The sequence below is a fragment of the Streptomyces sp. NPDC000410 genome (assembly GCF_040300305.1).
In the GTDB taxonomy this organism is placed as follows: Bacteria; Actinomycetota; Actinomycetes; order Streptomycetales; family Streptomycetaceae; genus Streptomyces.
Window position 1 is genome coordinate 70,179 of record NZ_JBEPDM010000034.1, and the last position, 9,954, is coordinate 80,132.

Annotated in this window: 8 protein-coding genes; all 8 read left to right on the forward strand. The window is 72.9% G+C overall.

What is annotated here, in order from left to right; translation table 11 throughout:
* Positions 1-98 precede the first annotated feature (98 nt).
* The 8 genes from ABT342_RS27210 to ABT342_RS27245 are packed head-to-tail and all read left to right on the forward strand — an operon-like array spanning position 99 to position 9,645.
* Positions 99-1,706 (forward strand): ABC transporter substrate-binding protein, encoded by a 1,608-nt coding sequence (locus ABT342_RS27210; RefSeq protein WP_351579197.1) that lies wholly within the window; start codon positions 99-101, stop codon positions 1,704-1,706.
* Between the two features lie 23 nt (positions 1,707-1,729).
* On the forward strand, positions 1,730-2,695 hold the full coding sequence (locus ABT342_RS27215) for an ABC transporter permease (protein ID WP_351579218.1): 966 nt from the start codon (positions 1,730-1,732) through the stop codon (positions 2,693-2,695).
* Positions 2,688-3,554: an ABC transporter permease gene (locus ABT342_RS27220; RefSeq protein WP_351579200.1), complete on the forward strand. Its 867-nt coding sequence runs from the start codon at positions 2,688-2,690 to the stop codon at positions 3,552-3,554. The genes ABT342_RS27215 and ABT342_RS27220 overlap by 8 nt, the downstream gene beginning before the upstream one ends.
* Positions 3,555-3,595: 41 nt before the next feature.
* On the forward strand, positions 3,596-4,618 hold the full coding sequence (locus ABT342_RS27225) for an ABC transporter ATP-binding protein (protein ID WP_351579221.1): 1,023 nt from the start codon (positions 3,596-3,598) through the stop codon (positions 4,616-4,618).
* Positions 4,611-5,270, forward strand: a complete 660-nt coding sequence (locus ABT342_RS27230; RefSeq protein WP_351579203.1) for an ABC transporter ATP-binding protein — start codon at positions 4,611-4,613, stop codon at positions 5,268-5,270. The genes ABT342_RS27225 and ABT342_RS27230 overlap by 8 nt, the downstream gene beginning before the upstream one ends.
* A gap of 28 nt (positions 5,271-5,298) precedes the next feature.
* Positions 5,299-5,658 (forward strand): hypothetical protein, encoded by a 360-nt coding sequence (locus tag ABT342_RS27235; RefSeq protein WP_351579206.1) that lies wholly within the window; start codon positions 5,299-5,301, stop codon positions 5,656-5,658.
* 4 nt (positions 5,659-5,662) lie between these two features.
* Positions 5,663-8,272 carry a substrate-binding domain-containing protein gene (locus ABT342_RS27240; protein WP_351579209.1) on the forward strand — a complete coding sequence of 870 codons (2,610 nt, stop codon included), beginning with the start codon at positions 5,663-5,665 and terminating at the stop codon, positions 8,270-8,272.
* Positions 8,269-9,645: an extracellular solute-binding protein gene (locus tag ABT342_RS27245; RefSeq protein WP_351579213.1), complete on the forward strand. Its 1,377-nt coding sequence runs from the start codon at positions 8,269-8,271 to the stop codon at positions 9,643-9,645. The genes ABT342_RS27240 and ABT342_RS27245 overlap by 4 nt, the downstream gene beginning before the upstream one ends.
* Positions 9,646-9,954 lie beyond the last annotated feature (309 nt).

A 9,954-nucleotide genomic window follows, 5' to 3' on the forward strand; every position in this document is an offset into this window, starting at 1 on the left:
GCCCAGTAAGGGGCACCGGTCAGACCCACCCCTCTACATGATGTTTAATTGCGAATCGTTCGCAACAGCATCTGATCTTGAGTAAGGGTGTGGGATCCATGACCGCCCGATCGATACGCGGCATGGCCGCCGCGACGCTGGCCACCACGCTGGCCATCACCGCGGCGGCCTGCTCGGCCCCGGGCAGCGCCGGATCAAAGGCCGCCAAGGACTCGGCCGTCGTCGGTATCGCCTACGAACCGGACAGCCTCAGCCCGCTCCTCGGCTACGGCAAGGACGGCAATTCCAAGATCTTCGACGGCCTCCTCACCTTCGACGGCGCCATGAAGCTGCGGCCCGCCCTCGCCGCCGCGCTCCCCGAGGTGAGCGCGGACGGTCTCACGTACACGTACAAGCTCCGCAAGGGCGTGACGTTCAGCGACGGGCAGCCCTTCTCGGCCGAGGACGTCGTCTTCACCTACCGGACCATCCTCGACAAGAAGACGAACAACCCGTCCAAGACGGAACTCGACGCGGTCAAGGCCGTCGAGGCCAAGGGCGACGACACGGTCGTCTTCACCCTCAAGTACCCCTACGCCCCGTTCGCCGAGCGCACCGTCCTGCCCATCGCCCCCCAGCACATCGCCGCGAAGCAGGACGTCAACACCGGCCCCTTCACCACCGCGCCCGTGGGCACCGGCCCGTACATCCTCACCAACTGGTCCAGGGGCGAGAAGCTGAGCTTCAAGGCCAACCCCCACTACTGGGGCGGCGCGCCCAAGGTGAAGAAGTTCACCATGGCGATCATCAAGGACGACGACGTCCGCGCCACCCGGCTGCGCTCCGGCGACCTCGACGGTGCGATCCTGCCGCCCAACCTCGCGAGCGGCTTCAGGAGCGACACGTCGAAGAAGACGTACGAGGCGATGTCGTTCGACTACCGGACCGTCACCCTGCCCACCCACAACAAGGTCTCCGGCGACACCGCGGTCCGCCGGGCCCTCGACATCGCCGTCGACCGGCAGACCATGGTCGACAAGATCCTGGAGGGCGCCGGGAAACCCGCCTACGGCCCGGTCCCCACCGGCAGCGAGTGGTTCACCAAGGGCACCGAGCGCGGCCACGACCTCGCCGCGGCCAAGAAGATCCTCGACGCCGCCGGCTGGAAGCCCGGCAAGGACGGCATCCGGGAGAAGAACGGCGTCCGCGCCACCTTCCCGCTCTGGTACCTCTCCGGCGACAAGCTCCGCCAGGACCACGCCCTCGCCTACGCCTCCGACGCCAAGAAGGCCGGCATCGACATCAGGACCCAGGCGGGCACCTGGGAGGTCATCGAGCCGCGTATGAAGACCGACGCGGTCCTCGCGGGCGGCGGCGCGCCCGGCGACCCCGACTTCGACCAGTACACCCTGCTGAACTCCGCCCTCGCCGGCGACGGCTTCAACAACATGGCGTGGTACGCCGACCCCGCCGTCGACAAGGCCCTCGACGCGGGCCGCAGGACCAACGACAAGACGGCCCGCAAGGCCGCCTACGACACCGTCCAGCGCGCACTCGTCAAGAACCCCGGCTACACCTTCCTCACCCACATCGACCACGTGTACGTCGTCGCCGACTCCTGGGACGGGCTCACCACCCAGGTCGAGCCGCACGACCACGGACTCGCCTCCGGCCCGTGGTGGAACGTCGAGGACTGGACCCCGCGGCAGGGGGATCCGGGCAAGTGAGCCGCCGCCTCCCCTGGGGGCCGATGGCCAGGATGACGGGACGGCGGACCCTGTCCGCCGTCCCGGTCCTCGCCCTGGTCACCTTCGCGGTCTTCGCCGTCGCCGCCGCCTCCCCCTTCGACCCCGTGAAGGCGTACACGGGCACCGCCGGACTCACCGCGTCCCAGGAGAACCTCGACCAGATCCGCGCCAACCTCGGCGTCGACCAGCCGCTCGCCGCCCGCTGGTGGCACTGGCTCACCGCCGCGCTCGGCGGCGACCTCGGCGACTCCAGCGTCATGCGGCAGCCCGTCGCCGACGTCATCGCCGAACGCCTCGGCTGGTCCGCCCTCCTCGCCTCGGCCGCCTTCGCCGTCGCCGTCCTGCTCGGCACGGCACTCGGCGTGCTCGCCGCGCGCCGGCAGGGCGGCTGGCTCGACCGCGGTGTCACCTCCGCCGCGTACACCCTGGAGGCCGCCCCCGCGTTCTGGCTCGGGCTGCTCGCCATCTGGTTCTTCGCCATCGAGCTCGGCGTGCTCCCGGCCGGCGGCCTCACCGACACCGCGAGCGACACCGTCACCTTCGGCCAGGTCGCCTCGCACCTGGTCCTGCCGGCCGGTGTGCTCGGGATCTCCCAGCTCCCGTGGTTCTTCCTGTACGTACGCCAGGGCGTCGCCGACGCCCTCGACGAGGACCCGGTGCGCGGCGCCCGCGCCCGCGGCCTGAGCGAACGCACCGTGCTCGTCGGGCACGCCCTGCGGTCCGGGATGCTGCCGATGCTCACGCTCATCGGCTCCCGCGTACCCGAACTCATCACCGGCGCGCTGCTCGTCGAGACGGTCTTCAGCTGGCCCGGAATCGCCGCCGCCACCGTGCAGGCGGCCACCGCCGTCGACTTCCCGCTGCTGGCGGCGCTGACGGTGCTCGCGACGGCCGCGGTGCTCCTCGGCAATCTCCTCTCCGACCTGCTGTACGGACTCGCCGACCCGAGGGTGGGCTTCGATGGCTGAGCCGATCTGGCGCTCACACGGGCGCACCCGCCGCTCCACCCGCCGGGTCCGGGTCCTTGTCTCCGCGGCCGTCGTGGCGGCCGTCGCGCTGGCCGTGCTCGTCGTACCGCCCCTGGCGGGGCTGGACCAGCAGGCCGTCGACCTGTCGGCGAAACTCCAGCCGCCGTCGCTCGCGCACCCGTTCGGAACCGACGATCTCGGCCGCGATCTGCTGCTGCGCTGCGTCTACGGCCTGCGTGTCTCGCTGCTCGTCGGCCTCGTCGCGGCGCTCGTCGCCACGGTCGTCGGCACGGCGGTCGGCGCCGCCGCGGCGGCCGCCGGCGGCTGGACGGACCGGGTCGTGATGCGGATCGTGGACGCCTTCGCGTCCGTGCCGCACCTGCTGCTCGGGATCTTCATCGTCGCGATGTTCCGCCCGGGCATCTGGCCGGTGATCGTGTCGGTCGCGCTGACGCACTGGCTCTCGACGGCCCGTATCGTCCGCTCCGAGGTCCTCTCCCTGCGCTCCCGCCCCTACATCGACGCGGCCGTCTCCGGCGGCGCGTCCCGGTGGCGGGTGGCCGTGCGCCATCTGCTGCCCGGCGTACTGCCCCAGGCCGGCCTCGCCGCCGTGCTGATGGTGCCGCACGCGATGTGGCACGAATCCGCCCTCTCCTTCCTCGGCCTGGGCCTGCCCACCCACCAGGCCAGCCTCGGCAACCTGGTGCAGACCGCGCGCGGTTCCCTCCTCGCCGGCGACTGGTGGCCCACGCTCTTCCCCGGCCTCTTCCTGATCGTCCCGACCCTCGCCATCGCCGGCCTCGCCGGCGCCTGGCGCGAGCGGATCAACCCACGCCGCCGATCGGAGCTGATGCTGTGAGCCCCGTTCTGTCCGTACGGAACCTGTCCGTACGCTTCCGCATGCGCGGCCGCCGCCACGTCGCAGCCGTCACCGACGCGACCTTCGACCTCGAGGCGGGGCAGTGCCTGGCCCTCGTCGGCGAGAGCGGCTGCGGCAAGTCCGTCCTCGCCTCCGCGCTGCTCGGCCTGCTGCCCGGCAACGCGCAGACCGCGGGGGCGGCGGTGATCGACGGCGTCGACCTGCTCGGCGCGGGCGAACGCACCCTCGCCCGTACGGTACGAGGACGGCGCATCGGACTCGTACCGCAGTCCCCGGCCGCCCACCTCACCCCCGTACGGACGGTACGCGCCCAGCTGGAGGAGACACTGCGCGAACTGACCGCCACGCCCCGGGCGGACGTACGGAAGGCCGCGGTGGCCGCGGCCGAACGCGCCTCCTTCCCGGCCGGACACCTCGACCGCTACCCGCACGAGCTGTCCGGCGGCCTCGCCCAGCGGGCCGCCACCGCCCTCGCGCTCATCGGCGACGCGCCACTGCTGCTCGCCGACGAGCCGACCACCGGGCTCGACCGCGACCTGGTCGAGCGCACCGTGGACGAACTGCGCCGCCACACCGACGAGGGCCGGGCCCTGCTGCTGATCACCCACGACCTGGCGGCGGCCGAGCGGATCGCGGACCGGGTCGCCGTCATGTACGCGGGCCGGATCGTCGAACTCACCGACGCCCCGCGTTTTTTCGGGGCTCGGTCCGCCTCCGGGGGGCCCGGGCGTGCGCCGACGGCCGACCGTGCTCGGTCCTTCGTTCCTCAGGACCTCCGCGCGCCCTCCCCTTCGGCGCCCGCGCCCCCCTTCGGTTCACCCCCCGGACCGCGCCACCCCTACGCCCGAGGCCTTCTCGCCGCCCTCCCGGAACGGGACTTCGCCCCGATCCCCGGCATGCCGCCGGAGCTGGGCGCGCTGCCGGACGGCTGCGCCTTCGCCGCGCGCTGCGACCGCGCGACGGACGCCTGCGAGGCGGTCCCGCGCTTCGAGAACGGCGTCGCCTGCCACCATGCCGACGCCGAGGAGGCCACGCATGCTTGAACTCGACGCCGTCACCGCCGGGTACGACCGCGCGGCGCCCGTCTTCCGGGGTGCCTCGCTGAGCATCGCGGCCGGTGAGGCCGTCGGTCTGCTGGGGCCCAGCGGGTGCGGCAAGTCGACGCTGGCCCGGGTCGCCGCGCTGTTGCACCGGCCGGACGCCGGTCGGGTCGCCGTGGACGGTGAGGAGCTGCGCGGCTGGCGCCACCGCGCCCCGCGCGGCCTGCGCACCGCGATCGGTGTCGTCTTCCAGCAGCCGCGCCTGTCCGCCGACCCCCGGCTGCGGCTGCGCGACCTGATCGCCGAGCCGCTGCGGGCCACCGGCCGCAGGGACGAGGCGCCGGCCCGCACCGCCGAGCTGGCCCGGACGACCGGTCTCACCGACGACCTGCTCGCCCGCCGCCCGCACGAGGTCAGCGACGGCCAGCTCCAGCGCGCCTGTCTCGCCCGCGCCCTGGTCCTGCGTCCCCGCTGGCTGGTGTGCGACGAGATGACCGCGATGCTCGACGCCTCGACGACGGCCGCCCTGGTCGCCGTGGTCGAGACGTACCGCCGCGAGACCGGCGCCGGTCTCCTCGCCGTCGGCCATGACCGCGTCCTGCTGGAGAGGTGGTGCGACCGTACCGCCGAGTGGGACGACTGCATCGCGCCGTAACACAACTCCCGTGTCATGATGGTGAGTTATGACAACTGGGGAGGGTGCGACAGCGCGGGAGATCCGCATCAGGCCGGTCCGGGAGACCTCGCAGAACGACGTCGAGGCCTTGCTGACCTGGCTCACCCGTGAGCCGATCGTGCAGGAGAAACTCGCGGGCGGAGAGGTGAGGGTCCAGCAGCGTCCCACGGCGGACGGGCACGGCACCCCGATGGGCCTCGGGATGGAGATCGTGCTCATCGTGGTCCAGGGGGTCGCCGCCGCCGTCATCGTCGAGCTGATGGACCAGGCGAAGAGCGCGGTGCGGGAGTGGCGTGCGAACCGCCGGTCGGTCGGCGAGCAGGATCCGCCCGACTTCGATGTCACATCGGACCGCGACGAGAGGTAGCCCGGTGGCGCGCTTCGACCCGCGCGGAAGGGTGAATCACGCGCTGATCGTCACGGTCCCGGAGTACAACTCCCCGTCGCCACCGGACCCGTCGGGCGTGCTCGGCGACATCGCGGCCGTCCGGCACAACGCCACGGAGCTGTCGCGGGTGCTGGGGGCGGGCGGGGTCTTCGGCCCGGAGGACGTCACCACCTGCAGCCCGCCGGGATCGGACGCGTTCTTCCGCGACCTCATGCGCGCCCGGGAGCGGGCCGACGGTCTGCTCCTGCTGTACTTCGCCGGACACGGCCTGGTGTCCAGCTACAACGAGCCCGACGAACTGTGGCTCGCCATGCCCGGCACGACGATCGTGCCGGGCAGCCCGCCCGCGTTCCTCCAGGCCGTGCGCTGGAGCGACGTGCTCCCGGCGCTGTGCCAGGCCGGGGCGGAGCAGGTGGTGGTGATCCTCGACTGCTGCTACGCGGGCAACGCGTCGGCGGCGTGGAACAAGCTGCCGCCCGCCGACCGCCGGCGCGTCTCGCTGCTCGCCTGCGTCCAGGCCAACGACCGGATCGACGCGGGGGACGGGGCGAGGGCCACACCGTTCACCGCCTCGTTGGTACGCCTGCTCGAAGGGGGAGTCGACGGGCGCGGCGGCGAAGTGGGCTTCGCGGCGCTCACCGACGCCCTCACGACGCACATGTCCCGCGAGCACACCACCCTGCGGGCCAGACGGACGCCGTGGGTGCCGCAGAGCTGCCCGGCGACCGGAGCCGACGTCGTGCTGGCGGTGGCGGGAGTGGCCGGGCAGACGGTGCCGCACACCACGGCGCTGCCCGTCGGCGGCCAGGAGCCCGGTGGTCCGGAGCCCGTCGCCCAGGAGCCCGTCGTCCCGAAGCCCGTCGCCCAGGAGCCCGTCGCGCGGAAGTCCCGTGCACGTCCGGCGGCCTGGGCGGCCGTCGCGCTCGTCCTGGCGGTCCTGCTCGGGTACGCCGGTATCCGCGCCCTGCAGGGCGACGGCGACCAGACGTCGTGCACACCGCCCCTGGAGCTCAGGCTGCTCACCGACGCCGACGCCGAGCCGACCGTACGCAAGGCGGTCGACACCTACCTGGGCTCCCCCGACAACCGGGACCGCGGCTGCCGGCGCAGTGGCATCACCGTCTACAGCGCGCGGGCCGCCGACGCCGTCGCCGCCTTCCGGAACACCTCCGGCTTCTGGCAGGACCCCAACAGCGAGGCCAATCCGCAGCGGGACGTGGGACCCCAGCCGGACATCTGGATTCCCGGCTCGGCCGCCTCCGTCGACCGGGCACGGGCCGACGACGGCGGCGGGTCGTCGGTGCGGCTGAAGGCGTACGAGCCGTTCGCCCACTCGCCGATGGTGCTGGCCGTCCCCGCAGGGCTGGCCGAGGCCACCGAGGACCGGCGCGCCGGCCGCCCGCTCGCCCAATTCGTCCAGGCGCTGCGCGAACGGGCCTCGGGAGCCACCGTGGCGCGTACCGACCCCGAGTACACCGACTCCGGACTGCTGGCCACCATGGGCCTGTACGGGGAGCGGCCCGGCGCGGCGGCGGGTGTCGAGCGGAGCCTGCTGCCCGGACGGCCCTGGCCCGACGGCCGTGCCCTGCTGTGCCACCTGCCCGAACAGGACGCGGTCGACACGAAGACCGCCGCGCTCGTACCGGAGCACCTGCTGAAGACGGGCGTGGGCTGCGAACGGCAGACCCGTGCGCCCCGCGTGGCCGAGTACCCGGCCGACGTACCCCTGCTCACCCTGCCGTTCGTGCACGTCACGTGGGACGGTGCCGAGCGGGACAAGGAGCCGAGGAACGACGCCGTCGAGCGGCTGAGGGCCTGGCTGACGGGCGCGGACGGGCTCGCGGTGTTCACTGCGGACGGCTACCGCGCCGGACCGGGCGACGCCCCGCCCGCCGAAGGCGCGTCGCCGCCGGCCGCGGGCGCCCTCGCCGATCCGGGCCCGCTCGCGGAACCCGCCGACGCCGACACGATGGCCGAGGCCCTGGACGGATACCGCCGGGCCAACGGCCCCGGCCGGGTGCTGTTCCTGCTGGACAGCTCCGGGTCGATGAAAGACGTGTGGGACGGACCGGGCGGCGCCCCCGGCATCATCGAGCAGTCCCTCGACGGACTGGGCGGCCAGGACGCGTACGGCGCCTGGGCGGTGGCGTCGGCCCCCGGTGCCACCCGCCCGTACACCGAGCTGCTGGCCCTCGGCACGCACCCGCGGCGCGCGGAGGCCGGTGCCGCGATCCGCCGCGCGCGGGTCGTGGACCACGAGGCCGATCCCTACAACGCGCTGCGTGCGGCGCTGACCGCCGTGGGCAGCCGGGCTGAGGGCGACGACAGCCCCCGGCTGATCGTCTTCGTCACGGACGACGAGGACAACAACCGTCTCACCTCCGGCGACCGGCTGGAGGGACTGCTCACCTCCCTGCGCCAGGGCGGCGTTCCGGTCGTCATGGCGTCGCTGGACGTCGGCGGCTGCGCCAAGGGCCGGGCGGACGAGCGGATCGCCGAGGCGAGCGGTGGACGGTGCCTGGACAGCGCGGCGGACCTCGTCGCGGGGCTGCGGAACGAGGTCGCCAGAACCGGCACGGGGGAGGGGTCATGACATCACGTCGCACCGCGTTCCTGCTCGCATTCCTCCTCCTCGCGCTCGGCGCGTGCACGGGGGACGGCGGCACGCCGCCCGCTCCATCCGGCGTGGCGGACCCCGGCCGTACGATCCTGGTGGCCAGCGGCCGGGACGTGACCGGCAAGGGCGGCATCCGGGAGAAGCTCATCGAGGAATGGGAGGCCAAGCCGGGCAACACGTACAAGGCACGCCTGGTCGAACTCCCCGGCTCCGCCGACCAGCAGCGCAGCCAGCTGCTCGGGGCCCTCCAGTCCGGCAGTGCCCGCTACGACGTGGTCAACCTCGACGTGACCTGGATCCCCGAGTTCGCCGAGGCGGAGCTCATCCAGGAACTGGACGCCGGTCTCGTCGACAAGGACGTCATCGCCTCCGTCGCCCGCACGGCCCGCTGGAACGACAAGGTCTACTCCATCCCCTTCAACACCGACGTCGGCCTGCTCTACTACCGCCGCGACCATCTCGAACGGGCGCGGGTGCGGGACACCAGCCTGGACGAGAACACGACGTGGGAGCAGGTACGCGACCTCATCAGGACCGTCGAGCGGGCCGAGCCCCCCGGACATCAGGCCGGCTGGACCACCCAGCTCGCCCAGTACGAGGGCCTGACCGTCAACGGCATCGAGGCCTTCGCCTCGGTCATGGACCAGGGCCTCACCGACGAACGCGGGCACTACACGGCGGACCCAGCCGCCCTGGAGGACGGGCTGGACGAGCTGCGGCGGCGTACCGACAGGTCGTACCTCCTGCCGGCCGCCCCCGGCTCCGACGAGGCCGCGTCCCTCACCGACTTCGCCAACGGGCGAACGACCTTCCTGCGCCACTGGCCGTACGCGTACCGCACCCTGCACCAGTCCCTCACGCCCGACCAGCTCGGTGTCGCTCCGCTGCCGGGCAAGGCGGTACTGGGCGGCCAGAACCTGGCCCTCACCACATCCGCCTCCGCCTCCGGTGAGCGCGCCGAGGCGGCCCGGGACCTCATCGCGTTCCTCACCGACCCCAGCAGCGAACGCTGCCTGCTGGACGCGGGCTTCGCCGCCACCCGCACCTCCGCGTACAAGGACGACAAGGTCTCCTGCCGCCTCGCGACCTGCCCCGCCCCGTCCTCGACGGCGGAGAGCGCCGACCGCATGCCGCGCGACGACTGCCGCCCCCGGTACGCGTCGACCACACTGCTGGCCGCGCTGGAGGGCAGGACCGTCGAACGCCCCCGTACACCGCACTACGGGGCCTTCACCCAGACCTTCACCACCCATCTGCGACGGCTGTTCGGCGACAGCCCGCCAACGGAGAAGCAGCTCGCGAGGGAACTGGACGCGGCCCTGCGACAGGCCCTGCCGGACGCCCCTTGACCCACCGTTTCAGAACCGGGGCGATCGCCCAGGCGTGCCGTGGGCGGGTGTCGTGGAGGAGGTGTGCGTGACGAAAGGCATATGATCGTTTGTATGTGTGGTGCGTGTTAGCCTGCTCGCGGTCACGATCGCATGCACACGGGGGAGACGCGGTTTGGACGGCTACCAGGTCAAGGCGGGTATGACCGGCCAGGCTCAGCAACTCGACGAGGCCGGCAGGGACATGGACCACGTCAGTTCGGCGGTCAAGTCCCGCACGGAGTACTCGTACGGCGATGTCGGCGGCGAGGACGCCGCGTCGGCGCTGAA